The sequence below is a fragment of the Pseudomonas resinovorans NBRC 106553 genome, assembly GCF_000412695.1.
Lineage (GTDB): Bacteria > Pseudomonadota > Gammaproteobacteria > Pseudomonadales > Pseudomonadaceae > Metapseudomonas > Metapseudomonas resinovorans_A.
This window is the reverse complement of the sequence record NC_021499.1, coordinates 1481785-1507830: the sequence shown is the minus strand read 5'-3', so window position 1 is coordinate 1507830 and position 26046 is coordinate 1481785. Positions and strand designations below refer to the sequence as shown.

At 66.7% G+C, this 26046-nt stretch carries 21 protein-coding genes; 18 read left to right on the top strand and 3 right to left on the bottom strand.

Annotated elements, in window-relative coordinates:
- Window positions 1-105 precede the first annotated feature (105 nt).
- Together PCA10_RS06970 and PCA10_RS06965 are read left to right on the top strand one after the other, a co-directional pair.
- Window positions 106-2835 carry a multicopper oxidase domain-containing protein gene (locus PCA10_RS06970; protein WP_016491337.1) on the top strand — a complete coding sequence of 910 codons (2730 nt, stop codon included), beginning with the start codon at window positions 106-108 and terminating at the stop codon, window positions 2833-2835.
- Window positions 2836-2881: 46 nt separating this feature from the next.
- A complete protein-coding gene (locus PCA10_RS06965; RefSeq protein WP_016491336.1) occupies window positions 2882-3853 on the top strand; it encodes an SCO family protein in 972 nt (323 codons plus the stop codon).
- A 184-nt stretch (window positions 3854-4037) separates the two neighbouring features.
- Here the strand turns inward: PCA10_RS06965 and PCA10_RS06960 are convergent, their stop codons facing one another.
- Complete coding sequence (locus PCA10_RS06960) at window positions 4038-4952, bottom strand: LysR family transcriptional regulator (protein ID WP_016491335.1); 915 nt, start codon at window positions 4950-4952, stop codon at window positions 4038-4040.
- Window positions 4953-5111: 159 nt separating this feature from the next.
- Here PCA10_RS06960 and PCA10_RS06955 point away from each other — a divergent pair, with 159 nt between their 5' ends.
- From PCA10_RS06955 to PCA10_RS06925, 7 genes are all read left to right on the top strand, one after another.
- Window positions 5112-5756 (top strand): hydrolase, encoded by a 645-nt coding sequence (locus PCA10_RS06955; RefSeq protein ID WP_016491334.1) that lies wholly within the window; start codon window positions 5112-5114, stop codon window positions 5754-5756.
- A 66-nt stretch (window positions 5757-5822) separates the two neighbouring features.
- Window positions 5823-6380, top strand: coding sequence for an antibiotic biosynthesis monooxygenase (locus PCA10_RS06950; protein WP_016491333.1), 558 nt, complete (start codon window positions 5823-5825; stop codon window positions 6378-6380).
- A gap of 16 nt (window positions 6381-6396) precedes the next feature.
- Window positions 6397-8376: an amidohydrolase gene (locus PCA10_RS06945; protein WP_016491332.1), complete on the top strand. Its 1980-nt coding sequence runs from the start codon at window positions 6397-6399 to the stop codon at window positions 8374-8376.
- A gap of 257 nt (window positions 8377-8633) precedes the next feature.
- The gene (gene ycaC / locus PCA10_RS06940; RefSeq protein ID WP_016491331.1) at window positions 8634-9260 is read left to right on the top strand and encodes an isochorismate family cysteine hydrolase YcaC; all 627 of its coding nucleotides are present in this window, start codon (window positions 8634-8636) and stop codon (window positions 9258-9260) included.
- Window positions 9261-9509: 249 nt separating this feature from the next.
- Window positions 9510-11315: a monovalent cation:proton antiporter-2 (CPA2) family protein gene (locus tag PCA10_RS06935; protein ID WP_016491330.1), complete on the top strand. Its 1806-nt coding sequence runs from the start codon at window positions 9510-9512 to the stop codon at window positions 11313-11315.
- A 217-nt stretch (window positions 11316-11532) separates the two neighbouring features.
- On the top strand, window positions 11533-11760 hold the full coding sequence (locus tag PCA10_RS06930; RefSeq protein ID WP_016491329.1) for a LapA family protein: 228 nt from the start codon (window positions 11533-11535) through the stop codon (window positions 11758-11760).
- A 78-nt stretch (window positions 11761-11838) separates the two neighbouring features.
- Window positions 11839-12216: an SHOCT domain-containing protein gene (locus PCA10_RS06925; protein ID WP_016491328.1), complete on the top strand. Its 378-nt coding sequence runs from the start codon at window positions 11839-11841 to the stop codon at window positions 12214-12216.
- Window positions 12217-12317: 101 nt separating this feature from the next.
- Here the strand turns inward: PCA10_RS06925 and PCA10_RS06920 are convergent, their stop codons facing one another.
- Entirely contained in the window at window positions 12318-14792 is a 2475-nt protein-coding gene (locus PCA10_RS06920; protein WP_041770160.1) for a putative bifunctional diguanylate cyclase/phosphodiesterase, read from the bottom strand.
- Between the two features lie 387 nt (window positions 14793-15179).
- On the opposite strand from PCA10_RS06920, the gene PCA10_RS31225 reads away from it, so the two are divergent.
- From PCA10_RS31225 to PCA10_RS06880, 9 genes are all read left to right on the top strand, one after another.
- Window positions 15180-15332, top strand: a complete 153-nt coding sequence (locus PCA10_RS31225) for a PSPA7_2676 family Cys-rich small protein (protein WP_331711921.1) — start codon at window positions 15180-15182, stop codon at window positions 15330-15332.
- 267 nt (window positions 15333-15599) lie between these two features.
- A complete protein-coding gene (locus PCA10_RS06915) occupies window positions 15600-16748 on the top strand; it encodes a methyl-accepting chemotaxis protein (RefSeq protein WP_016491326.1) in 1149 nt (382 codons plus the stop codon).
- Window positions 16749-17001: 253 nt separating this feature from the next.
- Window positions 17002-17367, top strand: coding sequence for a response regulator (locus PCA10_RS06910; protein WP_016491325.1), 366 nt, complete (start codon window positions 17002-17004; stop codon window positions 17365-17367).
- A 21-nt stretch (window positions 17368-17388) separates the two neighbouring features.
- The gene (locus tag PCA10_RS06905; RefSeq protein ID WP_016491324.1) at window positions 17389-19227 is read left to right on the top strand and encodes a chemotaxis protein CheA; all 1839 of its coding nucleotides are present in this window, start codon (window positions 17389-17391) and stop codon (window positions 19225-19227) included.
- Window positions 19214-19699: a chemotaxis protein CheW gene (locus tag PCA10_RS06900; protein WP_016491323.1), complete on the top strand. Its 486-nt coding sequence runs from the start codon at window positions 19214-19216 to the stop codon at window positions 19697-19699. The genes PCA10_RS06905 and PCA10_RS06900 overlap by 14 nt, the downstream gene beginning before the upstream one ends.
- 18 nt (window positions 19700-19717) lie before the next feature.
- Entirely contained in the window at window positions 19718-21724 is a 2007-nt protein-coding gene (locus tag PCA10_RS06895) for a methyl-accepting chemotaxis protein (protein ID WP_016491322.1), read from the top strand.
- A gap of 51 nt (window positions 21725-21775) precedes the next feature.
- The gene (locus tag PCA10_RS06890; RefSeq protein WP_016491321.1) at window positions 21776-22621 is read left to right on the top strand and encodes a CheR family methyltransferase; all 846 of its coding nucleotides are present in this window, start codon (window positions 21776-21778) and stop codon (window positions 22619-22621) included.
- Window positions 22618-23229 carry a putative chemoreceptor glutamine deamidase CheD gene (locus PCA10_RS06885; protein WP_016491320.1) on the top strand — a complete coding sequence of 204 codons (612 nt, stop codon included), beginning with the start codon at window positions 22618-22620 and terminating at the stop codon, window positions 23227-23229. Before PCA10_RS06890 ends, PCA10_RS06885 begins: the two co-directional genes overlap by 4 nt.
- Window positions 23230-23234: 5 nt before the next feature.
- Window positions 23235-24284, top strand: coding sequence for a protein-glutamate methylesterase/protein-glutamine glutaminase (locus PCA10_RS06880; protein WP_016491319.1), 1050 nt, complete (start codon window positions 23235-23237; stop codon window positions 24282-24284).
- A 716-nt stretch (window positions 24285-25000) separates the two neighbouring features.
- On the opposite strand, the gene dmpG is transcribed toward PCA10_RS06880, so the two are convergent.
- Complete coding sequence (dmpG, locus tag PCA10_RS06875; protein WP_016491318.1) at window positions 25001-26035, bottom strand: 4-hydroxy-2-oxovalerate aldolase; 1035 nt, start codon at window positions 26033-26035, stop codon at window positions 25001-25003.
- Window positions 26036-26046: the final 11 nt, after the last annotated feature.

Here is a 26046-nt window from a genome sequence, read left to right as displayed (position 1 = left end):
GATAGCGAGGTGGGTATGTCTGCCCGGAAAACGCGCGTGATCGCCAAAGCCCTGAACAGGGTGCCGGCGATCTTCAAATCCACAGGTTTTTTCCTTGGCGCACTGATGGCGCTGGATCTCTACGCCGCGGTCGCCGTTCCCCTGGACCTGTTCGGGCCGCCGCCTGCGGACGACCCCTCGCACTTCAGCGGTCCACCGAAGAACTCCCAGGCGGCACTGGAGGCACTGGAGACCGCCGCCCCGGCCAATTCCGGCGCCCTCGAGTTGCCCAACGGGGTAACCGGCGACCGCGACGCCACCCGGGTCGACAACGTGTTGCCGCCGTCGCGGCAGACCTCCTTCAACTACCCCACCAACGGCCAGCCGAGCCCGCTCTTCGGCGCCCAGCCCTTCAGCCAGCAGATGATGCTGTTCGAAGTCTTCGGCCTGGAAAAACTCGACCCCACCTCCCCGCCGCAATCCCTCCCCTTCCCAGCGCCGAGCCTGGGCGCCGCGCCGGAACAGGACCCGGGTGACGTCTCGCGCAGCGGCCCGTCCGGCGCGGACCTCGACGACTTCCTCGGCCAGCCGGGCCTGGCGCCCTTCCCGACCCAGTACGCCGATACCCTGGACCGCAACCCCTGGAGTCCGGAGATCGAGGACTTCCTGCACCGCAACATAGCGGGCTCCGCGGAGGGTCGCCCTCCAGGCATGGGCTGGTCGCACCAGCGCTGGAACGAGTTCTACCCGCAAGTGGAAATCAAGACGGCCCAGGCCGGCGCCCGCACCAACGGCGGTGTCCGCGACCAGTACCAGCGGCACCAGTACGGCGAAGGGGAATTCGGGCCGGGCGGGCTCTACTACAACACCGCCGGCCTGCCCTACACCAACGGCACCACCCGTGGCATCCAGCCGCGCTTCCACCCCAACATGCCGGTGCAGGACCACAACGCCCTGTGGACCTTCGACGGCACCTTCCCGCCCAAGCTGATGATGGTCCGCTATGGCCAGCCGATCCTGATGCGCCACTACAACGCGCTGCCCATCGACCCGGCGGCCAACCGCGGCTTCGGCCTGCACACCATCACCACCCATGAACACAACGGCCACACCCCGGCCGAAAGCGACGGCTACGCCAGCGCCTTCTTCTTCCCCGGCCAGTACTACGACTACCGCTGGCCGATCCAGCTGGCCGGCTACGACACCATCAACACCAGCGCCACCGACCCCCACGCGGCCTTCCCCTGCGATGACGGCGAAACCCTCTGGGTCAACGACGCCCATCCGGGCATGAAGACCTGCCAGAACGGCAAGATCCAGATTCGCGGCGACTGGCGGGAAACCATGAGCACCCACTGGTTCCACGACCACATGCAGGATTTCACCGCGCAGAACGTCTACAAGGGCAACGCCGCGATGATGAACTACTACAGCGCCGTGGACCGGGGCAACGAAGCCTTCGACGACGGCGTCAACCTGCGCCTGCCCAGCGGCACCGGCCTGTCCTGGGGCAACCGCGACTACGACGTCAACCTGCTGGTGGCCGACAAGGCCTGGGATCAGCAGGGCCAGCTGTGGTTCAACCCCTTCAACACCGACGGCTTCCTCGGCGACCAGGTGCTGGTCAACTGGCAGTACAAGCCCTGGTTCGACGTACGCGCCCGCAGCTACCGCTTCCGCATCCTCAACGGCTCGGTGTCGCGCTACCTCAAGCTCGCCATCGTGCGCGAGATCAAGGGCACCAGCGGCGAATTCCAGGGGCCCAAGGGCTCGGGGGTTTCCTATGCGCGGGTGCCGTTCCACATGATCGCCAACGACGGCAACATCATGGAACACGCCGTGCCCTTCGACGGCACCATGGACCTGGACCGCGACGGCAACCTCAAGGATCACTTCGGCATCCTGCCCATCCAGGGCATCGCCGAGCGCTATGACATCGTGGTCAATTTCGCCAGGAACGGCGTCAAGGCCGGGGACAAGCTCTACTTCGTCAACGTCCTCGAGCATGAAACCGGCAAGGGCGCCAAGCAGGAAATCGCCCTGGCCGACATCCTCTCCGAGAAGTACAAGGCGGTGATCAAGCAGACCAGCAAGGGCCCCGCCTGGGACAAGGGCGATCCTGGTGTGGGCCGCTTCCTCGAACTGCGCGTGCAACCCTACAGCGGACAGGACCTGGCGATGAACCCGGCGGACTACGAGCCGGCCAAACCGGGCAAGGCCGCCGGCAAGGTGATGATCCCCCTGACCCTGCACGCCGATAACGCCAGCGACCGCCAGCTGCTGAGCCAGACGCGCCACCGCAGCTTCGAGTTCGGCCGCAGCAACGGCACCGACGAGACCCCCTGGACCATCAAGACCGACGGCGGCCAGGGCTACAACATGGACCCACGGCGCATCTCCGCCGCCCCGCAACTGGCCAATGGCCCGACGCCGGCCGGCTACGCGGGCGCCGGCACCCTGGAGATCTGGAAGATCAAGAACGGTGGCGGCGGCTGGTCGCACCCGGTCCACGTGCACTTCGAGGAAGGCGTCATCCTCAGCCGGGGTGGCCTGCCGCCGCCGGAATGGGAGAAGTGGGCACGCAAGGACGTCTACCGCATCGGCGAAGACAGCGAGACCCAGCAGGAAGTGGAAATGGCCGTGCACTTCCGCGAGTTCGCCGGCACCTACATGGAGCACTGTCACAACACCCAGCACGAGGACAACTCGATGCTGCTGCGCTGGGACATCGAGCACCCCGGCCAGGTCCAGCTGATGCCCACGCCACTGCCCAGCTGGGACGGCGTGAGCTACGTGGACTCGGTCGCCCTGCCGACCTTCCGCAGCGGTGACGGCACCGGCCAGACCAGTCGCTGAACCTGAACCAGGCGGAGCCACCGGCTCCGCCTTCCGGAGAGAGCCCATGCGCATTCCAGGCATCCACTGGCTGGCCCTCATCCTGCTGGCGCTGGCCACCAGCGGCGCCGGCCTCTGGCTGGCACCGGCCAGCCGCCCCGTCTCATCCGCCCCCTGGGGCCGCGACTACTTCCCCAACACCGCCCTGATCGACCAGGACGGCAACCACCTGCGCTTCTTCGACGACCTGATCGAGGGCAAGGTGGTGGCGATCAACTTCATCTTCACCAGCTGCGGCGATACCTGCCCGCTGGAAACCGCGCGCCTGCGCCAGGTGCAGAAGCTGCTGGGCGAGTCGGTCGGGCGGGATATCCACTTCTACTCCATCAGCATCGACCCGCTGCACGACACCCCCGAGGTGCTCAAGGCCTATGCGCGGAAATTCCAGGTGGCGCCGGGCTGGCAGTTCCTCACCGGCGACTACGACGACATCACCCAGCTGCGGGAGAAGCTCGGCCTGCTGGTGCCCGGCGACGATCCGGGCAACCTCAAGCAGCACAACCTCAGCCTGGTGGTGGGCAACCAGGCCACCGGCGAATGGATGAAGGTCTCGCCCTTCGAGAACCCCTACATCCTCGCCGACAAGCTCGGCAACGGCCTGCAGAACTGGCGCCGCTCCAACGCCGGCAGCCAGAGCTACGCCGAGGCCCCGGTGATCCGCCCGCCCTCCAACGGCGAGCAGCTGTTCCGCACCCGCTGCAGCGCCTGCCACACCCTCGGCCCCCAGGACGGCGAGCTGGGCGCACTGCGCAGCGTCGGCCCCGACCTGCTCGGCGTGACCCACCAACGCGACCGCGCCTGGCTCATCCGCTGGCTGAAGGAACCCGACCGCATGCTCGCCGAAAACGACCCGCTGGCCAGCGAACTCTTCCGCCAGTTCAACCAGGTGGCCATGCCCAACCTGCAACTGGGCGAGATGGATATCCAGGCGCTGCTCCAGTACCTGGACGACGAAACCCGGCGCCAGGCGCAGCGCTGAGAAGCAGCAAGCCGCCCTTGTAGGATGGGTTGAGCCTGCGATACCCATCAGCGGGGCCGCATGGGTATCGCTTCGCTCAGCGGTACGCCGCCCGCCCCATCCTACGGAACGTTCTTCTTCGATGGGCAGAGCTTGCGAAACCCATCAATTCGCGCCGCATGGGTTTCGCTCCGCTCTACCCATCCTACAAACCTGCGCAGGGTATCGCCTCATTCGCCCGGCTCATTTCCTCCACCAGGAAATCGATGAAGGCGCGGGTCTTCTGCGGCAGGCGTCGGGCCGAGGGGTAGACGGCGTTGATGCTGATGGGCGGTGCCTGCCATTGGCACAAGAGGGCCACCAGGCGGCCGGCCGCCAGGGCGTCGTCGACGATGAAGCTGGGCAGCAGGGCGATGCCCATGCCGGCCTCGGCGACCTGGGCAAGGAAGTCGCCGTTGTTGGCCTGCAGCGGCCCGTGCAACTGCACCCGGCGGGTTTCCTCGCCGTTGCACAGGGCCAGGCTGACCCCACTCTGCAGGTAGCCGTAGCCGAGGAAGGCGTGCTCGGCCAGCTCCTCGGGCGATTGCGGGGTGCCCGCCTTGGCCAGGTAGCCGGGCGAGGCCACCAGGATGCGCGGGGCCGGCGCGATGGTGCGGGCGACCATTGAGGAGTCCGCCAGGCTGGCGATGCGGATGGTCAGGTCGAAGCCGCCGCGCACCGGGTCCACCTGCTGGTCGCTGAGCACCAGTTGCAGCTCGATCTGCGGATGCCGCTCGTGGAACAGCGGGATCAGCGGCCCCAGCTTGCGCAGCCCGAAGGACATGGGCGCGTTCACCCGCAGCACCCCGCGCAGCTCCCCTACCCCGTCCCGCGCCCGTTGCTCGGCCTCGTCCAGGGCCGCCAGCAGGTCCCGCGCCGACTCGAAGTACTCCGCGCCCGCCTCGGTCAGGTGCAGGCTGCGAGTGGTGCGCACCAACAACTGCACACCGATGGCCTCCTCCAGCGCCTGTACCTGCTTGCTCACGGTGGAGCGCGGCAGGTCCAGCGCCCGCGCGGCGGCGGCAAAACCATTGCTGCGCACGGTTTCGATAAAGGCGCGCATGCAGTCGACCCGGTCCATCAGTGTCTCCAATTCAGAATCAATGAAGTTCAAATATAGCTAATTGTTTCTCTCAATGGGTGAGCACAAACTTTATCCCACGTCGGCACACAACAGCCTCCACGAAGGAGGCACCGGCAGGAAGAACTCAAACAACCCATCGCCCCAAGGAGAAACACCATGTCCATTCGCGAACTGCTGAACCCGACCAACTCCGCCCTGATCCTCATCGACCACCAGCCGCAAATGGCCTTCGGCGTGCAGTCCATCGACCGCCAGCAGCTGAAGAACAACACCGTGGCCCTGGCCAAGAGCGCCAGGATCTTCAACGTCCCGACCATCCTCACCAGCGTGGAAACCGAAAGCTTCAGCGGCTACATCTGGCCGGAACTGCTGAATGTGTTCCCGGGCCAGCAGCCCATCGAGCGCACCTCGATGAACTCCTGGGAAGACGAAGGCTTCGTCGCCGCCGTGAAGGCCACCGGCCGCAAGAAACTGATCATGGCCGCGCTCTGGACCGAAGTTTGCTTGACCTTCCCGGCCCTGGAGGCCCTCGAGGCTGGCTATGAGGTGTACATCGTCACCGACGCCTCCGGCGGCACCTCCCAGGAAGCCCACGACATGTCGGTACAACGCATGATCCAGGCCGGCGCCGTCCCGGTCACCTGGCAGCAGGTCCTGCTCGAGTACCAGCGCGACTGGGCCAAGCGCGACAGCTACGACGCGGTGATGGACCTGGTGCGCGAGCACAGCGGCGCCTACGGCATGGGCGTGGACTACGCCTACACCATGGTGCACAAGGCCCCCCAGCGTCAGGTGAAGTAAGCCCCACGGGCCGGCGGCGCGAGACGCCCCCGGCCCCCTTCCACGCCTTGCACGGAGCACCGCGCCATGAGCACCGACGACATCGTCACCCTGCTGATCCGCCACCGGGTCAAACACGGCAGCGAACAGGAATACGAAGGCTGGCTGCGCCGCATCATCGGCATCGCCAAGGGCTACCCCGGCCACCTGGGGATCGACGTGGTGCGGGACAAGCAGGACGGCCTGCAACAATTCACCTGCGTCCTGCGCTTCGCCAGCGGCGACCAGCTGCAGGCCTGGCTGGGCTCCAGCGAGCGTCGCGACCTGGTGGCGGAAGTCAGCCACCTGCTGGCCGACGGCGACCAGGTGGAGATCAACCCCGAGCGGGAATTCTGGTTCACCCCGGCCACCACCGACGCCACGCCGCCGCCACGCTGGAAGCAGGCCTGCGTCACCTTCCTGGTGATCCTGCCGCTGGCGCTCGCCGTGCCGCTGCTCTGGCAGCCCGTGTTCAAGGTCGTGCCCTGGCTCGGCGGCTATGTGCCGAGCAACGTGGTGATCACCGCCAGCATCGTGCTGCTGGTTGTCTATCTTTTCATGCCGCCGGTGACGCGCTTTTTCGCCGGCTGGCTGAACCAACGCTGAGCCCAAGGAGGGTTCCATGAGCGAAGACCCATCCAGCAACAGCCGCCGCCAGTTCCTCGCCGCCAGCTCCGTGCTCGGCGCCGCCGGCGCGCTCTGGTCCGCATTGCCATTCGCCGGTAGCACCGGCTCCGCCCATGCCAGCACCCAAGGGGGTTCCATGACCGCTGACCTGATCCTGTTCAACGGCCGCCTGCACACGGTGGACCGCGAGAAGCCCAGCGCCAGCGCCGTGGCCATCAAGGACGGCCGCTTCCTCGCCGTCGGCAACGACGCCGAGGCCATGGCCCATCGCGGCGACGCCACCCAGGTCATCGACCTCAAGCAGCGCACCGTGATCCCCGGCCTCAACGACTCCCACCTGCACCTGATCCGTGGCGGCCTCAACTACAACCTGGAGCTGCGCTGGGAAGGCGTGCCCTCCCTGGCCGACGCCCTGCGCATGCTGAAGGACCAGGCCGACCGCACCCCCTCGCCGCAGTGGGTACGGGTGGTGGGCGGCTGGAACGAGTTCCAGTTCGCCGAAAAACGCATGCCCACCCTGGAAGAGATCAACCGCGCGGCGCCGGACACCCCGGTGTTCATCCTCCACCTCTACGACCGCGCCCTGCTCAACCGCGCCGCCCTGAAAGCCGTGGGCTACAGCAAGGACACCCCCAACCCGCCCGGCGGCGAGATCCAGCGCGACGGCAACGGCAACCCCACCGGCATGCTCATCGCCCGGCCTAACGCCACCATCCTCTATGCCACCCTGGCCAAGGGGCCGAAGCTGCCGCTGGAATACCAGGTCAACTCCACCCGCCAGTTCATGCGCGAGCTCAATCGCCTGGGCCTGACCAGCGCCATCGACGCCGGCGGCGGCTACCAGAACTACCCGGACGACTACCAGGTGATCGACGAACTGGCCAAGCAGGGCCAGCTCAGCGTGCGCATCGCCTACAACCTGTTCACCCAGAAGCCCAAGGAAGAACTCACGGACTTCCAGAACTGGAGCAAGGTGGTCAAGCCCGGCGACGGCACCGACTTCTTCCGCCACAACGGCGCCGGCGAGATGCTGGTGTTCTCCGCCGCCGACTTCGAGGACTTCCTCGAACCGCGCCCGGACCTGCCGCAGACCATGGAACAGGAGCTGGAACCGGTGGTGCGCCACCTGGTGGAACAGCGCTGGCCCTTCCGCCTGCACGCGACCTACGACGAATCCATCTCGCGCATGCTCGACGTGTTCGAGAAGGTCAACCGCGACATCCCCTTCAACGGCCTGCCCTGGTTCTTCGACCACGCCGAAACCATCAGCCCGAAGAACATCGAGCGGGTGAAGGCCCTCGGCGGCGGCATCGCCATCCAGGACCGCATGGCCTTCCAGGGCGAGTACTTCGTCGACCGCTACGGCGCCAAGGCCGCCGAGAAGACCCCACCGATCCAGCGCATGCTCGCCGAGGGCGTGCCGGTGGGCGCCGGCACCGACGCCACGCGGGTGTCCAGCTACAACCCCTGGACCTCGCTCTACTGGCTGGTCAGCGGCAAGACGGTCGGCGGCCTGGAGCTTTATCCACAGGGCCTGTCCCGGGATACCGCGCTGCAACTGTTCACCCACGGCAGCGCCTGGTTCTCCAGCGAGCAGGGCAAGAAAGGCCAGATCAAGGTGGGCCAGCTGGCCGACCTGGCGGCGCTCTCGGCGGACTACTTCAGCGTCGACGAGGAAGCCATCAAGTGGATCGAGTCGGTGCTCACCGTGGTGGACGGCAAGGTGGTCTACGCCGCCGGCGAGTTCGACAAGCTCGGCCCGCCGCAGGTGCCGGTGCTGCCCGAGTGGTCGCCGGTGGCCAAGGTGCCCGGCCACTGGAAGCCCGCCGCGCCGCTCACCGCCCAGGTCCACCAATGCGTCGGCGCCTGCGCCGTGCACGCCCACAGCCACGAACGGGCGCGCCAGTCGAACATGCCGGTGAGCGACTACCAGGGCTTCTGGGGCGCGCTGGGCTGCTCGTGCTTCGCCTTCTGAGGAGGGAGCGCCCAGCAACGAATTGTGGGGGCGAATTCATTCGCCAAGGGACGCGCAGCGCCCCCTGGGACTCCCGGGCAGGCCTACGGCCTGCATGGCGATTGAAATCGCCCCTACAAGGAAAGCGGCACTCCATGACACGCCGCACGCACCGACGACTGACCCGTAATCGACAACTTCGCCGCCTATAGTTTTCCCATCCCGTCGCGCCGCAGAGGACCTGCGGCAAGACGCCTACCCGTGCAAGGAGATTCACCATGGCTTTCCAATACAAGCGTCTGGACAAGAACGATGCCGCCGTCCTGCTGGTCGACCACCAGGCCGGCCTGCTCTCCCTGGTGCGGGACATCGATCCCGACAAGTTCAAGAACAACGTGCTGGCCCTGGGCGACCTGGCCAAGTACTTCAAGCTGCCGACCATCCTCACCACCAGCTTCGAGACCGGCCCCAACGGCCCGCTGGTGCCCGAGCTGAAGGCGCAGTTCCCCGACGCCCCCTACATCGCCCGCCCCGGCAACATCAACGCCTGGGACAACGAGGACTTCGTCAAGGCGGTGAAGGCCACCGGCAAGAAGCAGCTGATCATCGCCGGCGTGGTGACCGAGGTCTGCGTGGCCTTCCCGGCGCTCTCGGCCATCGAGGAAGGCTTCGAGGTGTTCGTGGTGGCCGATGCCTCCGGCACCTTCAACGAAGTCACCCGTGACGCCGCCTGGCGCCGCATGGAGGCCGCCGGCGCGCAGCTGATGACCTGGTTCGGCGTGGCCTGCGAGCTGCACCGCGACTGGCGCAACGACATCGAGGGCCTGGCCGAGCTGTTCTCCAACCATATCCCCGACTACCGCAACCTGATCACCAGCTACAGCACCCTCACCGCCAAGAAGTGAGACTCAGGGGCCGCGTCCCATCGACGCGGCTCCTGCCCCGAGGCATCTCCCTGCTCTAAGGTCTCTACGAAAAGTCTCCGAGCGAAGGTCAGGCAAGGCAAAAACAGGCGAAGAAGCGGAGTTTACGAGTTGTAAATGAGCATTCTGATCGGACTCGCGCACGAGCCTGTTTTTAACGCAGCATCACCGAGCGCAGGTACTTTTCGTACAGAGCTTAAGATGTCGCCCCCCAAGACCAAGGAGAGCCCAATGACCCAGGAAGGCAGCCTGCTACAGGCCGCGGTGGTGTTCCTGTTAGCCGCCGTACTCACCGTACCCCTCGCCAAGCGCCTGCAGCTGGGCGCCGTGCTCGGCTACCTGCTGGCCGGCGTCCTCATCGGCCCCTCGGTGCTGGGCCTGGTCACCGATCCGCAAAGCGTCGCCCACGTCTCCGAGCTGGGGGTTGTGCTGCTGCTCTTCATCATCGGCCTGGAGCTCTCGCCCCGCCGGCTCTGGGTGATGCGCCGCCCGGTGTTCGTCGCCGGCCTGGCCCAGGTGCTGTGCACCGCCCTGGCCATCGGCCTGGTGGCCTGGCTGGTGTTCGGCAGGAGCCTGAACACCGCCGCCGTGCTGGGCTTTGGCCTCGCCCTGTCGTCCACCGCCTTCGGCCTGCAGTTGCTCGCCGAACGCAAGGAACTCACGGCCCCCCATGGCCGCCTGGCCTTCGCCATCCTGCTGTTCCAGGACATCGCCGCGATTCCCCTGATCGCCCTGCTGCCACTGCTCAGCGGCAGCGGCCAGCTCGACGCCGACGAGATGGACCCGCAACACATCCTCCTGGCCGTGGCCAGCATCGGCGCGGTGATCATCGGCGGGCGCTACCTGCTGCGACCGGTGTTCCGCGTGGTGCTCAAGGCCGGCCTGAAAGAAGTCTCTACCGCCACTTCTCTGCTGGTGGTGATGGGCACCGCCTGGCTGATGGACCTGGCCGGCGTCTCCATGGCCCTGGGCGCCTTCATCGCCGGCCTGCTGCTGGCCGACTCGGAATACCGCCACGAACTGGAAGCCCAGATCGAACCCTTCAAGGGCCTGCTGCTGGGCCTGTTCTTCATGGCCGTGGGCATGAGCGCCGACCTCGGCCTGCTGCTGCGCGAGCCCTTCGCGGTGATGGTGCTGACGGTGCTGCTGCTGATGCTCAAGCTGCCCCTGCTGTACCTGGTGGGGCGCCTGGCCGGCGGCCTGGAACGCGCCCAGGCGCTGCGCCTGGGGATAGTCCTGGCGGCCGGCGGCGAGTTCGCTTTCGTGGTGTTCAAGCTGGCCTTCGAGCAGGGCATGCTGGACGACCGCCTGCACGGCCTGCTGGTGCTCAGCATCACCCTGTCCATGGCGGTGACGCCGCTGCTGGTGCTCGGCCTGTTTCCGCTGCTGGGCACGGCACCGGCGCCGGTGGAGGTGCCCGAGGAATACACCCGCATCGACAACGACGAGCCACGGGTGGTGGTCGCCGGCATGGGCCGCATGGGCCAGATCATCGCGCGCCTGCTGCGGGCCCAGCGGGTGCCCTTCGTGGCCCTGGACACGGCGGTGGAGATGGTGGAATACGGCCGCAGCCTGGGGCGCATGCCCATCTACTACGGCGACCCGCTGCGCCCGGAAATCCTCCGGGCGGCCAAGGTGGACAAGGCCGAGTTCTTCATCGTCGCCACCGACGACCCGGACACCAACCTGAAAACCGCTGAGCTGGTGAAGCGCCTCTACCCGCACATCCAGGTCATCGCCCGCGCCCGCAACCGCCAGCACGTCCACCGCCTGCTGGACCTCGGCGCCGTGCCGGTGCGCGAGACCTTCCACTCGGCCCTGGAGATGAGCCGCCAGGCCCTGCTCGGCCTGGGTCTTTCGCCGGACCAGGCCGACGCCCGCATCCGCCGCTTCCAGCGTCACGACGAGGAAGTGCTGGCCGCCCAGCACCAGGTCTACGACGACGACGCCGCGGTGATCCAGACCGCCCGCCAGGCCCGCGCGGAACTGGAGCACCTGTTCGACGCCGACCTGATCGAGGACAAGGGTGTGAAATAAGCGGCCGGCCCTCCCTTTCCCGGCGAGGGCCGCGATTCCCCCAGGTTTGACAACGCTTGGCTCCCCACTACGTTTGATTGGCAGAGGGTCATGGAAAAGCCTGGCGGCCGATTCGTGACGCTCCGGATGCGTCGCGGCCAACGGGGATCGAGGCTCGGGCCAGCTCGAAGACGTCATGGCCGCGCCGCTAGCCTTTCCGCCCCCAGGAGCACGCTGTATGAGCCGCTACCTCTACATCGCATTGATCGTACTTTGCGCCGGTATCGCCCTGCTGCTGAAAGTCCAGAACATGGAAACGGCAACCGTCTCCCTGTTGAACATGAGCGTCACCCTGCCAACCTCGATTCTCGTTCTGTCGGTCTACGTGCTCGGCATGTTCACCGGAGGCTTCGTCTTCGGCCTGCTGCGCAGCTGGATAAACAAGGCCACCGCCAGGCCGAACTAAGCGTCAGGCATCCGCCGAGAGCGCCCCGGCGCAGCGACGACCGCCTCTTTCAACCTTGGCCATTACATGGGAAGTCACATGAGCAACTTCTGGGATCTGATTCAACTGCTGCTCTCCACCTTCGTCCTCCTCGTCTACCTGCTGATCATGTTCCAGATCATCGGCGACCTGTTCCGCGACTCGGAACTCGGCGGAGGCTTCAAGGTGCTGTGGATAATCGGGCTGGTGTTCCTGCCCTTCCTCACCGCGCTGATCTACATCATCGTCCGCGGCCGTGGCATGGCCGAGCGCCAACGCGCCAGCCTGCAACGCGCCAAGTCGGACGCCGACGCCTACATCCGCGAGGTGGCCGGCAAGTCCCCCGCCGAACAGATCGCCGACGCCAAGTCGCTGCTGGATGCGGGCACCATCAACCAGGACGAATTCGCCCGCCTCAAGGCCAAGGCACTCGCCTGACACCCCTCGATGGGTTTCGCAGGCTCTACCCATCCTACGACCTGACCGTAGGATGGGTAGAGCGAAGCGAAACCCATCGGCACATACAGCCCTCCCCCTCCTCAATGCTCGGCCATCAACCGCTCGTGCACATATTCCCGGAAGCGTTCGGCCGGCAGCGGCGGGGCATACAGGAAGCCCTGGTAGGTCTTGCAGCCATGGCTGAGGAGGAAGGCGCGCTGGGCCTCGGTTTCCACGCCTTCGGCGATCACCGATAGCCCCAGGATCTTGCTCAGGCTGACGATGGCGCAGGCAATGGCGGCATCGTTGGCGTCCACCAGCACATCGCGGATGAACGACTGGTCGATCTTCAGCTGGTCCAGCGGCAGGCTTTTCAGGTACGACAGCGACGAGTAGCCGGTGCCGAAATCGTCCAGGGACAGGCCGATGCCGATCTGCTTCAGCTCGACCATCCGCGCCACGGTGCTTTCCATGTCCTCCACCAGCAGGCCCTCGGTCAGCTCCAGCTTCAGCCGCTTCGGATCGGCGCCGGTGTACTTCAGCACGTCCAGCACCTCCTGGACGAAGTCCGGGTGGTGGAACTGGCGGGCGCTGACGTTCACCGCAACGCTCAGCCGGGCGGTTTCCGGGTGCTTCGACCAGACCACCAACTGCATGCAGGCGGACTGCAGTGCCCAGCGGCCCAATGGCAGGATCAGCCCGGTTTCCTCGGCCAGCGGCACGAACTCGTGAGGCATCACCATGCCCCGCTCGGGGTGCTGCCAGCGCATCAGCGCCTCGGCCCCCACCACCTGCCCGTCGCTGCTCACCTGCGGCTGGTAATGCAGCACCAGCTCCTTGTTCTGCCAGCCCTGGCGCAGGTCGGCTTCGAGCTTGGCCCGCGCGGTGGCCACCGCCTGCATCTCCGGGTCGAAGAAACGCATGGTGTTGCGGCCCGCCGCCTTGGCGCGGTACATCGCCAGATCGGCGCGTTTCATGATGTCGTCGACACTGTTCAGCTGGCCCTGGAACAAGGCGATGCCGAGGCTGGGGGTGCTGTGGTGTTCGTAACCGTCCAGCTGGTAGGAAATGTTCAGCGCCTGGAGGATCTTCTCGCCGATGGCCTTGACCTGGATCGCCGCGTCCGGCGGGCTGTCGTTCAGGTTCTCCAGCAGCACCACGAACTCGTCGCCGCCCAGCCGCGCCACGGTGTCGCTCTCGCGGATGCAATGGCTGAGCCGCTGGGCCACCTGTTGCAGCAGCATGTCGCCCCGGTCATGGCCCAGGGTGTCGTTGAGCGCCTTGAAGTTGTCCAGGTCGATGAGGATCACCGCGCTGGTGTGCAGGCTGCGCGCGCCCAGGGCCAGCAGGTGCTGCAGGCGGTCGAGCATCAGGCGGCGGTTGGCCAGGCCAGTCAGCTGGTCGTAGAAGGCCAGGCGCATGACCTCCTGCTCCGCCGACTTGCGGTGGGTGATGTCGGTGTTGATCGACAGCACCGATTGCGGCAGGCCTTCGTCGTCGCGCACCAGGGTGCGGTGGCTCTCCAGGGTGATGGTGCTGCCGTCGCGCCGCTTGAGGGTGACCTCGCCCGCCCAGTCCCCCACGGCGATCAGGCTGTCGACGGTATCGTCGAAGGCGCGATGGCTCGGGTAGATGATCCCCTGCGCCGACTGGCCCAAGGCGTCCTCCCTCGGCAGGCCGAAGAGGCGCTCCGCGCTCTTGTTCCAGTAGAGGATGCGCTGGTCCATCCCATGGACGACGATGGCGTCCTGGGCCTTGTCCAGCAAGGACGCCTGCTGGCGGAACTGCCGCTCGCTCTCGCGCAGCACGGCCAGGTAGCCCTCCCGCTCGGCGGAGTGGGCCTCCATCTCGCGGCGGATCTTGCCGCCATAGACCAGGGCGGCGCTGACCATCATCAGCACGAACAGCATGATGGCGTACTCGACCCGGCGCAGGACTTCCACCGACTCGAGTTCTTCCTCCAGCAGCTTGCTCTGGATCAGCCCCACCCGTTCACGCACGGTGGCCAGGGAGGCCAGCAGTTCGGAGTACTTGCGGTCCATGGTCGCCATGCGCTTGCCGGCGTTGTCCGACTGCCCCTGCCGGAAGTAGGAAAAGATCAGCAGCGCCTCGTTGACCATCTCCACCATGGCGGCGTCCACGGCATCCACCTCGTCCTTCAGCCGCAGGGTGAAGGCGCGGATATCGGCGCTGTGTTCGGCCTGGTTGTCGATGCGCCCCTGCAATTGCGCCCTGGCGGTGGCCAGGTGCTCATTGAAGGCGCGCAGGGCCTCGCTCATGTTGCGGTGCTCGGCCTCGACGTCATGGGTATCGAAGACGTTGTTGCCCGGCGCGTTGACGTCCGAGGCCAGGCTGCCCAGGGTCGAAAAGCTGGACAACTGCAGGACCCAGGACTGGTTGGCCTTGATCGAACGGTGATAGGTGTCGACGATCAGGTGGTTGAGCAGCACGCTCAGCACCACCACCAGCACGTCGAAGCCGGCGAGGAAGTAATACATGCGGTGCCATCTGGCCGTCCGCGGCCTGGGGCTGGCGATGGCTCGCTGCGCGGCGCTTTCGCTTCTGAAAAAATCCATTTACCGATCTCCAGCCTGCCCCTGTCGCCTGGACTGATGGAAGCCCCACGCCAAACCCGCCGCCCGGTCGCACTGCATTGGGCCGCCCACCAAGCATAGCCATTGAATGGCCAGCAGATTCCCCGCCCAGGCCGGACCAAAAGGCGGCCGAAAACCCCGCGCGGCCGCCCGGCGCCCGTGTTGGGCAGGTGAGCGCCCAGCCGCCATCCGCCCACCGGAATGCCCTCCCCGACCAACGGCAGCACCATTCGCCCCTTTAGGTTGATCGTTCTAGAGCGCCAGGCGGATGCTCGGCGCCGACCCATGCCTCCAACAAGAACAAGGCGAGTGCAGTTCCATCCATTCACTGCCGGATCGAACCAGGGGAAAGTCCCCGGGGGAGGAGCCATGCGTATTCGTTGCTTTCTGCTCGGTTGCCAATGGACCGAGGGTTTTCGTACCGAGGTGGGCGGCGCGCCCATGTTCTGTCAACGCTGCCTGCGCTGCGGGGCCCATCGCTACCTCAGTCTCTCGGAGGAGGAGGCCGAAACGACGGGATAAAAGGCACAAGTAACCGACAGCTGGCCATTTGACTCTAGCGTACGACCCTCTAGCTTTAACGTGCATTGCCGATGACCTAGTGTCTGTACGAAAAGTGCCTGCGCTCGGTGATGCTGCGTTGAAATCGACCTCAGAATGCTCATTTACAACACGTAAACTGCGCTTCTTCGGCCGATTTCGCCTTGCCTGACCTTCGCTCGACGACTTTTCGTACAAGACCTGGTAAGCGCCGTCTTCCGGCATTCGAACCTCGCAAGGGAGTGCTTCATGTCCCATCAGTCGTCCGCCTTCAAGGGCCTGGCCCTTCACTCCCTGATCTGGCTGGCCTGCGCCGGCATGGTCGCCGTCCACCTGCCCCTGTGGCTGGCCCTTGGCGGCGGCTGGCTGGCCAGCCTGTTGTTGCTCTGGCTGCAACGCGACGGCCGGCCCCAGGCGCTGCCGGCCAATGCCCAGCCGGCGCTGGCGGAGCCCGACTGGCAACGGGCGCGCGATGCCCTGGATGAACAGCTCGGTACCCTGCAGGCCCACGCCGGGCAGATCGACGGCCTGCTGCAGGATGCCATCGGCCGCCTCGGCGCGAGCTTCCATGGCCTGGCCGCACGCATCGACCAGCAGCGCGGCCACTCCCATTCCCTGATCGAGCGCTATGGCAACCAGCAGGGCGGCGACGAGGGCATGAACTTCCAGGAGTTCATCGCCACCACCCGCAGCACCCTGGGGCTGTTCGTCGAGGCCACCCTGGAAACCAGCCAGACCTCCCAGGAGCTGGTCACCCGCATGGATCGGGTCACGCACAAGATCGCCGATATCCTGAAATCCACCCACGATATGGACGCCATCGCCAAGCAGACCAACCTGCTGGCGCTGAACGCCGCGATCGAGGCGGCCCGCGCCGGCGAAAGCGGCCGGGGCTTCGCCGTGGTGGCCGACGAGGTGCGCGCCCTTTCCACCCGCTCCACCGGTTTCTCCGAGCAGATCCGCGAGCACGTCAACGAGGTCTACCGCGAGATCCAGGACGCCGAATCGGCCATCTCCCAGCTCGCCGACAAGGACATGGGCTTCGCCCTGGAGTCCCGCCAGCAGCTCCACCACATGCTGGAGGACCTGGACGGCATGAACCGCCACACCCTGAAGGTGATCCAGGAAATGGACCGCCTCTCCCTCGAAGTGGGCGCGGGGGTCGACCAGGCCATCACCGCCCTGCAGTTCCAGGATCTGGGCAGCCAGTTGCTGGGGCAGATGCGCAAGCACTTGGCCAAGCTCGGCGGCTTTGCCGCGGGCCTGGCCGGCCTGCGCGCGGCGGCGCCGGAGCACTGGGCCGAACGGCTGGAGCAGGAAACCGCCGAACTGCGCAAACCCATCGCCAACCCGGTGAGCCAGAGCAGCGTCAAGGCCGGCGAGGTGGAGCTTTTCTGAACCGATAGATAACCCTCAGGCACCATCCATCCGCGCGACGAATGGGTGGCGCCGGGATCTGGACGCGCCGCTGCGCGCCCCTGTAAAAAGAGTCATGGCCAGTAGCCATCCAGCGCCAGAGGAACACCGTAGGTTGGGCTGAGCAAAGCGAAGCCCACCAGAGCAACCGACTGCTCCCATGTCGAGCTTTGCAGGCCAGCAACCAACCTACACAGGCTTCACCCATAAGAAAGCGGCAAGGAGAGCGGCACTGATGAGCAAGCAGATCCTGATTGTCGACGACTCGGCCTCCATCCGGCAGATGCTGAGCTTCACCCTCAAGGCCGCCGGCTACCTGGTGGACGAGGCGGTGGATGGCCGGGACGGCCTGGGCAAGGCCCAGAGCAAGGCCTACAACCTGGTCTTCACCGACCAGAACATGCCCAACATGGATGGCCTCAGCCTGATCCGCAGCCTGCGTGGGCTGCCCGGCTACCGCGCCACCCCCATCCTGATGCTGACCACCGAGTCCAGCGATGCCATGAAGCAGCAAGGCAAGTCCGCCGGCGCCACGGGCTGGCTGGTCAAGCCCTTCGATCCGCCAAAACTGCTGGAAGTCACCCGCAAGGTCCTCCCCTGACTCCGGCACAAGGCGCTTCCCATGAACGACGGGATGAACCAGTTCCTCCAGGTATTTTTCGAGGAAACCGAAGAACACCTGGCCAGCCTCGAACTCCTGCTGCTCGGCCTCGACCTCCAGCAGCCCGACCCGGAAGAGCTCAACGGCATCTTCCGCGCCGCCCATTCCATCAAGGGCTCGGCGGGCATGTTCGGCTTCGACGACCTGACCGCCGTGACCCACGAGCTGGAAACCCTGCTCGACCGCATCCGCAGCGGCCAGCTGGCCCTGCAGGCGGAGATGGTCGACCTGTTCCTGCAGGCCCGCGACGTCCTGATGCGCCTGCTCGATGCCCATCGCCAGCAGCGCCCCGACCCGGACGTGCCGGTGTCCTCCACCGTCGCCCGCCTGCGCGAGCTGCTGGACGCCGCGCCCGCCACCGGCGAAGAGGCGTCGTTCGGCTTCTTCGACGACGCGCCGGGCACGCCCCAGGCCGCCACTGACGATGACTTCGGTTTCTTCGACGAAGCCCCCGGCGCCCCCGCCCAGGCGGCCGATGACGGCTTCGGCTTCTTCGACGATGCCCCCGGCACCCCGGCCCCCACGGTGAGCGAAGCGCCCAAGGCGGTAGCGCCACCCGCCTCGCCTTCCACTTCCCCATCCACCAAACCCAGCGCCGGCGAGGGTGAATCCAGCTCGATCCGCGTCAGCGTCGAGAAGATCGACAGCCTGATCAACCTGGTGGGTGAGCTGGTGATCACCCAGGCCATGCTCGGCCAACTCGGCGGCGCCCTCGACCCGAGCCTGCACGAGCGCATCCACCAGGCCCTGGCGCAGCTGGAGCACAACACCCGCGACCTGCAGGAATCGGTGATGTCGATCCGCATGTTGCCCATCAGCTTCATCTTCAGCCGCTTCCCGCGCCTGGTACGCGACACCTCCGCGCGCCTGGGCAAGCAGGTGGAACTGCTGCTGCAGGGCGAGCACACCGAGCTGGACAAGGGCGTGATCGAGCGCCTCAGCGACCCCCTCACCCACATCGTGCGCAACAGCATCGACCACGGCATCGAACTGCCCGAGGTGCGCCTCGCCGCCGGCAAACCCGCCAGCGGCACCCTGCGCCTGGGCGCCTTCCACCAGGGCGGCAGCATCGTGGTGCAGATCAGCGACGATGGCCGTGGCCTGGACCGCGCGCGCATCCTCGCCAAGGCCCGCGAGAAGAACCTGGCGGTGCACGACGGCATGAGCGACGCCGAGGTCTGGCAACTGATCTTCATGCCCGGCTTCTCCACCGCCGAGGTGGTCACCGACCTCTCCGGGCGCGGCGTCGGCATGGACGTGGTCAAGCGCAACATCCAGGCCATGGGCGGACGCATCGAAATCGACTCCGCCGCCGGCCTGGGCACCCGCATCAGCATCCGCCTGCCCCTGACCCTGGCGATCCTCGACGGCCTGATCGTGGCCGTGGCCAACACCCACTACGTGATCCCGCTGACCTACATAGTCGAGTCCCTGCAACCCAAGGCCGCCGACATCCGTGGCCTGGGCGGCGAGGAAGGCGCGGTGATTCGCGTGCGTGGCGAGTACCTGCCGCTGCTCTCGCTGCACGACCTGCTGGGCGAAGCCGCCCCGCCGCTGCCTGCCGAGCAATCCATCGTGGTCATCCTCGAAGCCGACGGCCGCCCCTTCGCCCTGCAGGTGGACGACCTGGTGGGCCAGCAGCAGGTGGTGATCAAGAGCCTGGAACAGAACTTCCGCCGGATCGAAGGCATCGCCGGCGCCACCATCATGGGCGACGGCAGCGTCGCCCTGATCCTCGACGTAGACGCCCTGCCGGGGCTGGCCCAACAACAAGGAGCAGCGCTGCATGAACTCCCCTAGCGTGCAACAGGGCGGGCAACCGGCCCAGGAGTACCTGACCTTCACCCTCGGTCGCGAGGAGTACGCCATCGACATACTCCGGGTGCAGGAAATTCGCGGCTATGACCAGGTGACCGCCATCGCCAACAGCCCGGCCTTCATCAAGGGCGTGATCAACCTGCGTGGCGCCATCGTTCCCATCGTCGACCTGCGCATCAAGTTCAACCTGGCCGACGTCACCTACGACCCCTTCACCGTGGTGATCATCCTCAACATCGGCCGGCGCATCGTCGGCGTGGTGGTGGACTCGGTGTCCGACGTGATCGCCCTGTCAGGCGAGGAGATCAAGCCACCGCCGGAGTTCGGCGCCAGTTTCGATACCGAATACCTGCTGGGCCTAGCCACCGTGGCCGAGCGGATGTTGATCCTGGTGGATATCGAGAAGCTGATGACCAGCCGCGAAATGGGCCTGGTCGAAGCAGCCGCAGCCTGACACGCAAGGGGAAAATCCATGGGTCTGTTCAACACCAAAGCACAAGCTCAGCTTCGCGCGCAGCACCTGGCCAGCCTGATCCAGGGCCTGGCCGACGGCAACCTCGACCAATCCATCGGCAGCGGTGACGACCTCACCTGGGCGCCGGTCTACGACAGCCTGGCGAAGCTGCAGCAGGGCCTGCGCCAGCAACGCGCGGAAGCCGCCAGCACCGAGGCGCTGGAGCGCGCCCTGGTGGAGATGACCCACCAGCACAGCGACGGCTGGATCGACGAAGTGATCCCGGTGGACAAGTTCGCCGGCACCCAGGCGCGCATCGCCAAGGGCATCAACGACCTGGTGGCCGCCCACATCTCGGTGAAGATGCAGGTGGTGGGCGTGGTCACGGCCTACGGCCGTGGCGACTTCAGCCGCGACATGGAACGCCTGCCCGGCAAGAAGGCGCAGATCACCGAGGCCATCGACGGCGTGCGCGACCGCCTCCAGGCCGCCGCCCGCGCCGCCGGGGAAAACACCAGGATCAAGAGCGCCCTGGACAACTGCAGCACCAACGTGATGATCGCCGACGGCGAGCGCAACATCATCTACATGAACAAGACCGTCACCAGCATGCTGCAGAACGCCGAGGCGGACCTGCGCAAGGCCCTGCCGAGCTTCTCGGTGAACCGCCTGCTGGGTGGCTCCATCGACCAGTTCCACAAGAACCCCGAGCACCAGAAGCGCCTGCTCGCCACCTTCACCAGCACCTTCCGCACCCAGATCGAAGTCGGCGGGCGCACCTTCGGCCTGGTGGCCAACCCGGTGATCAGCGACACCGGCGAACGCCTGGGCTCGGTGGTGGAATGGGCCGACCGCACGGTGGAAGTGAACGTCGAGCGCGAAGTGGCCGCCCTGGTCAACGCCGCCGCCGCCGGGGACTTCACCAAGCGCATCAGCGAAGACGGCAAGAGCGGCTTCATCCTCAACCTGGCCAGCGGCCTCAACCAGCTGGTGGATACCGCCGACAAGGGCCTCAAGGATATCTCGCGGATGCTCGGTGCCCTGGCCCAGGGCGACCTGTCCCAGAGCATCAGCGCCGACTACCAGGGCACCTTCGGCGAGCTCAAGGACTACTCCAACGAAACCGCGCAGAGCCTCTCGCGCATGCTCGGGCAGATCCGCGAGTCGGCCGACACCATCAACACCGCCGCCAGCGAGATCGCCAGCGGCAACGCAGAACTCTCGACCCGCACCGAGCAGCAGGCCTCCAGCCTGGAGGAAACCGCCTCGAGCATGGAGGAACTGACCAGCACGGTGAAACTCAACGCGGAGAACGCGCGCCAGGCCAACTCCCTGGCGGTGAACGCCTCGGAGGTCGCCACCGAGGGCGGCAACGTGGTGCAGAAGGTGGTCAACACCATGGCCTCCATCAATGAGTCGGCACGCAAGATCTCCGACATCATCGGCGTGATCGACGGCATCGCCTTCCAGACCAACATCCTCGCCCTCAACGCCGCGGTGGAAGCCGCACGCGCCGGCGAGCAGGGCCGTGGCTTCGCCGTGGTGGCGGCCGAGGTGCGCACCCTGGCGCAACGCTCAGCGGCGGCGGCCAAGGAGATCAAGACACTGATCTCCGACTCGGTGAACAAGGTGGAGAACGGCAACACCCTGGTGGCCCAGGCCGGGCAGACCATGAGCGACATCGTGATCGCCATCAAGCGGGTCACCGACATCATGGCCGAGATCGCCGCCGCCTCCACGGAGCAGAGTCGCGGCATCGAGGAGGTCAACGGCGCGGTCAACCAGATGGACGAGATGACCCAGCAGAACGCCGCCCTGGTGGAACAGGCCGCGGCGGCCGCCGAAGCGCTGCAGGAACAGGCCGGGCTGATGGCCCAGTCGGTGGCAGTGTTCAAGCTCGACCCGGCCCACGCCGCGCCGCCGGCCCAGCACGTGCAGCAGGCCAAGCGCAGCACGCGCCAGCCGCAGCCGGCACGGGGCGGTCGGGGTGCGCGGAGCAAGGAAGAGGAGTGGGAAGAGTTCTAGTGCCACTGCTGCCCCCGGCGCCCAGGCGCCGGGGGCTTTCGAGGTAAACGGATGAACGCACAGGCACTGGGCGTACACGAGTTCGGCTACAGCGAGCGGGACTTCGAGCAGGTCTGCGACCAGCTCTACCGTCGCGCCGGCATCAGCCTGGCCGCCAGCAAGCAGCAGATGGTCTACAGCCGCCTGGCCCGTCGCTTGCGCCACCTGGCGCTGCCAAGCTTCGCCAGCTACCTGGCCTACCTCGACCAGCACCCGGAGGAATGGCAGCCCTTCATCAACGCCCTGACCACCAACCTCACGGCCTTCTTCCGCGAGAAGCACCACTTCGATCAATTGGTAGCCCTGGCCGGCGAAGCCCAGCGCCGGGGCCGCACCCTGCGTTTCTGGTCGGCCGCCGCCAGCACCGGGGAAGAGCCTTACTCCATGGCCATCGCCCTGCACCAGGCATTGGGTGAGCGCTTCGGGCAGGTGCAGATCATCGCTTCGGATATCGACACCGGCGTGCTGGAAACCGCGCGCAACGGGGTCTACCCCCTGGAGCGGATCGACCAGTTGGACCCGGCCATCAGGAAGCGCTACTTCCTGCGCGGCACCGGCAGCAACGCCGGCTTCGCGCGGGTGATACCGGAGCTGCGCCAGCACGTGGAGTTCCGCCGCATCAACCTGCTGGACGCCGACTGGCACATGGCGGGCGGGCTCGACGCCATCTTCTGCCGCAACGTGATGATCTACTTCGACAAGCCCACCCAGGTGCGCCTGCTGGAGCGCCAGGTGCGCCTGCTCAGGCCCGACGGGCTGTTCTTCGCCGGCCATTCGGAAAGCTTCGTGCAGGCCAACCACCTGGTGAAGCTGGTCAGCCGCACCGTCTACCGACCCGTCGCAGGAGTCGCGGTATGAAAGGAGAAACCGCCGGCGCCATCGCCGCCACCCGCTATTTCGACCCGGACTTCCAGCTGCCGGCGGTCAAGGTGCTGCCCGGCGAGTTCTACGCCACGGCAGAAGACCAGGTGCTGGTGGCGGTGCTCGGCAGCTGCATCGCGGTGTGCCTGTTCGATGCCCAGCGCGGCATCGGCGGCATGAACCACTTCCTGTTGCCCGACCCCGGCCCCGGCAGCGGCATGGCCAGCGCCGCCACCCACCACGGCGTGCGCATCATGGAGCAACTCTCCGAGGACCTGCTGCGCCTGGGCGCCCGCCGCCACCAGCTGGAGGCCAAGGTGTTCGGCGCCGGCAACCTGCCCCACGAACTGCTGCGCCACGACACAACCCTGCGCACCGTGGAGTTCATCCACAGCTACCTGGACACCGAAGGCATCACCCTGCTGGCCGAGGACGTGATGGGCGCCGAGGCGCGCAAGGTCTACGTCTTCCCCTCCAGCGGCAAGGTGCTGGTAAAGAAGTTCAAGAGCCTGCACAACGACACCATCCTCCAGCGCGAGCTGGAATACATGCTCTACCTCAAGCGCGGCGAGGCGCTCGGCCCCTACGACCTGTTCGAGGAATGACCCCCGTGGCGATCAAGGTACTGGTGGTGGATGACTCGGCGCTGATCCGCAGCCTGCTCAGCGAGATCGTCCGCGCCGACGCCGAGCTGCAACTGGTGGGCGTGGCGCCCGACGCCTATGTGGCCCGCGACCTGATCAAGCAGCATTCCCCCGACGTCATCACCCTGGACGTGGAAATGCCGCGCATGGACGGCCTGACCTTCCTCGACAAGCTGATGAAAGGCCGGCCGACACCGGTGGTGATGATCTCCTCCCTCACCGAGCGCGGCTCCGAGGCCACCCTGCGCGCCCTGGAGCTGGGCGCCATCGACTTCGTCGCCAAGCCCAAGCTGGGCATAGCCGAAGGCATGCAGGCCTACGCCGAGGAAATCCGCGCCAAGCTCAAGGTGGCCGCCCGCGCGCGCATGCTGCGCCGCGCCCCGGTGGTGGCCCGTGGGGCCGAGGGCGGACTGCCCCTGGTGGGTACCGAGAAACTCATCGCCATCGGCGCCTCCACCGGCGGCACCGAGGCAATCAAGGAAGTCCTCCTGGGCCTGCCCGCCGACAGCCCGGGGGTGGTCATCACCCAGCACATGCCCGCCGGCTTCACCCGCTCCTTCGCCGCGCGCCTGGACAAGCTCTGCCGCATCCAGGTCAGCGAGGCCCGCGACGGCGACCGCATCCTCCCCGGCACCGCCCTGCTCGCCCCCGGCGGCCTGCACATGGAAGTGGTGCGCTCCGGCGCCAACTACATTGCGCGGCTGTCGGAAGCGCCGCCGGTCAATGGCCATCGCCCGGCGGTGGACGTGATGTTCAACAGCGCCGCCCGCTGCGCCGGCCGCAACCTGATCGCCGCCCTGCTCACCGGCATGGGCAAGGACGGCGCCCGAGGCCTGTTGGCGATACGCGAGGCCGGCGGCTACACCCTGGCCCAGGACGAAGCCAGCTGCGTGGTCTACGGCATGCCCCGCGAGGCGGCCGAGCTCGGCGCGGCCGAGGACGTGCTGCCGCTGGAGGACATCGGCCCGGCGCTCATGGTCCAGGCCAGGAGACGGGGCAGCGGCAACCGGGTGTGAGTGGGGTCTTGAGGGGATGGGGTTTCACATGATGCCCCGGCACCGAGCAGCGGACACTCCCCTCACCCCCGCCCTCTCCCAGGGGGAGAGGGAGCCATTCGTGCCAGCGCATGACCATAAGCCACACTCGGACTACCCCCTCTCCCTCCGGGAGAGGGTTGGGGTGAGGGAAATCAGACGCCGCTCGCTATTTCCCGGGATCGTCGTAAGTCATGTAGCCCGGATTCCATCCGGGCTACGAACCTCGCGCATGGCTCGTAGGATGTGGCGGGCGGCGTTCCGCTTGAGCGAAGCGATACCCATCAACCACCGCCCGCATGGGTTTCGCTTCGCTCTACCCATCCTACAAAGGCAGGCCGTGCCAAATGGCACGGCCCCTCGATCCGCCCATCAACGCCCCCGGATTTCATCCGGGCTACGAAACCTCGCGCATGGCTCGTAGGATGTGGCGGGCGGCGATCCGCTTGAGCGAAGCGATACCCATCAACCACCGCCCGCATGGGATTCGCTTCGCTCTACCCATCCTACAAAGGCAGGCCGTGCCAGCCATGTAGCCCGGATGCAATCCGGGGAAATCCAACCGCCGCCCCCGGATTTCATCCGGGCTACGAAACCTCGCGCATGGCTCGTAGGATGTGGCGGGCGGCGTTCCGCTAGAGCGAAGCGATACCCATCAGACAAAGGCAGGCCGTGCCAAATGGCACGGCCCCTCGATCTCAGGTCGGCAACACCTCGCGCTGGCGCGACAGGGTCAGGGCCAGGTCTTCGATCATGTCTTCCTGGCCGCCAACGGTGCCGCGGCGGCCCAGTTCCACCAGCAGCTCGCGGGCCTGGATGCCGTACTTCTGCTCGGCGCGCTTGGCGAACAGCAGGAAGGAGCTGTACACCCCGGCATAGCCGAGGGTCAGGGCATCGCGGTCGACGCGGATGGGCTGGTCCATCATCGGCACCACCAGGTCCTCGGCCACGTCCATGATCTTGTACAGGTCGATGCCGCTGGCCACGCCCATGCGCTCCAGCACCGCGACGAACACCTCCAGCGGCGTGTTGCCGGCGCCAGCGCCCAGGCCCGCCACCGAGCCGTCGATGCGCGCGGCGCCGGCCTCGATGGCGGCCAGGGAGTTGGCGATCGCCATGCCCATGTTGTGGTGGCCGTGGAAGCCCACTTCGGTGCCGGCATTCAGCCCGGCGCGCAGCGCGCCGATCTTCTCGGTCACTTCATCGGGCAGCATGTAGCCGGCCGAATCCGTGCAGTAGATGCAGTTGGCGCCGTAGCTCTCCATCAGCCTGGCCTGCTCCAGCAGTTTTTCCGCGCTGACCTTGTGCGCCATCATCAGGAAGCCGACGGTATCCAGGCCCATCTTCGCCGCCATGCCGATGTGCTGGCCGGACACGTCGGCCTCGGTGCAGTGGGTGGCGACGCGGATGGTGGCAACGCCGTGGTCGCGGGCCATCTTCAGGTGGTCGAGGGTGCCGATGCCCGGCAGCAGCAGCGCGGACACCTTGGCCTGCTTGAGCTTCGGGATCACCGCGGCGAAGTACTCCTCGTCCGAGTGGGCCGGGAAGCCGTAGTTCAGCGAGGCGCCGCCCAGGCCATCGCCGTGGGTGATCTCGATCAGCGGCACGCCGGCGGCGTCCAGGCCGGTGGCAACGGCGACCATCTCGTCCAGGCTGATCTGGTGGCGCTTGGCGTGCATGCCATCGCGCAGGCTCATGTCGTGCAGGCGCACGTGCTTACCTTGCAGGTTCATGGGGTATCTCC

What these genes read in the sequence shown, in the direction of transcription:
- PCA10_RS06970 (WP_016491337.1), top strand. Translation starts at nt 106, where the DNA reads ATGGCGCTGGATCTCTACGCCGCGGTCGCCGTTCCCCTGGACCTGTTC.
- PCA10_RS06965 (WP_016491336.1), top strand. Translation starts at nt 2,882, where the DNA reads ATGCGCATTCCAGGCATCCACTGGCTGGCCCTCATCCTGCTGGCGCTG.
- PCA10_RS06960 (WP_016491335.1), bottom strand. Translation starts at nt 4,952, where the DNA reads ATGGACCGGGTCGACTGCATGCGCGCCTTTATCGAAACCGTGCGCAGC.
- PCA10_RS06955 (WP_016491334.1), top strand. Translation starts at nt 5,112, where the DNA reads ATGTCCATTCGCGAACTGCTGAACCCGACCAACTCCGCCCTGATCCTC.
- PCA10_RS06950 (WP_016491333.1), top strand. Translation starts at nt 5,823, where the DNA reads ATGAGCACCGACGACATCGTCACCCTGCTGATCCGCCACCGGGTCAAA.
- PCA10_RS06945 (WP_016491332.1), top strand. Translation starts at nt 6,397, where the DNA reads ATGAGCGAAGACCCATCCAGCAACAGCCGCCGCCAGTTCCTCGCCGCC.
- ycaC (WP_016491331.1), top strand. Translation starts at nt 8,634, where the DNA reads ATGGCTTTCCAATACAAGCGTCTGGACAAGAACGATGCCGCCGTCCTG.
- PCA10_RS06935 (WP_016491330.1), top strand. Translation starts at nt 9,510, where the DNA reads ATGACCCAGGAAGGCAGCCTGCTACAGGCCGCGGTGGTGTTCCTGTTA.
- PCA10_RS06930 (WP_016491329.1), top strand. Translation starts at nt 11,533, where the DNA reads ATGAGCCGCTACCTCTACATCGCATTGATCGTACTTTGCGCCGGTATC.
- PCA10_RS06925 (WP_016491328.1), top strand. Translation starts at nt 11,839, where the DNA reads ATGAGCAACTTCTGGGATCTGATTCAACTGCTGCTCTCCACCTTCGTC.
- PCA10_RS06920 (WP_041770160.1), bottom strand. Translation starts at nt 14,792, where the DNA reads ATGGATTTTTTCAGAAGCGAAAGCGCCGCGCAGCGAGCCATCGCCAGC.
- PCA10_RS31225 (WP_331711921.1), top strand. Translation starts at nt 15,180, where the DNA reads ATGCGTATTCGTTGCTTTCTGCTCGGTTGCCAATGGACCGAGGGTTTT.
- PCA10_RS06915 (WP_016491326.1), top strand. Translation starts at nt 15,600, where the DNA reads ATGTCCCATCAGTCGTCCGCCTTCAAGGGCCTGGCCCTTCACTCCCTG.
- PCA10_RS06910 (WP_016491325.1), top strand. Translation starts at nt 17,002, where the DNA reads ATGAGCAAGCAGATCCTGATTGTCGACGACTCGGCCTCCATCCGGCAG.
- PCA10_RS06905 (WP_016491324.1), top strand. Translation starts at nt 17,389, where the DNA reads ATGAACGACGGGATGAACCAGTTCCTCCAGGTATTTTTCGAGGAAACC.
- PCA10_RS06900 (WP_016491323.1), top strand. Translation starts at nt 19,214, where the DNA reads ATGAACTCCCCTAGCGTGCAACAGGGCGGGCAACCGGCCCAGGAGTAC.
- PCA10_RS06895 (WP_016491322.1), top strand. Translation starts at nt 19,718, where the DNA reads ATGGGTCTGTTCAACACCAAAGCACAAGCTCAGCTTCGCGCGCAGCAC.
- PCA10_RS06890 (WP_016491321.1), top strand. Translation starts at nt 21,776, where the DNA reads ATGAACGCACAGGCACTGGGCGTACACGAGTTCGGCTACAGCGAGCGG.
- PCA10_RS06885 (WP_016491320.1), top strand. Translation starts at nt 22,618, where the DNA reads ATGAAAGGAGAAACCGCCGGCGCCATCGCCGCCACCCGCTATTTCGAC.
- dmpG (WP_016491318.1), bottom strand. Translation starts at nt 26,035, where the DNA reads ATGAACCTGCAAGGTAAGCACGTGCGCCTGCACGACATGAGCCTGCGC.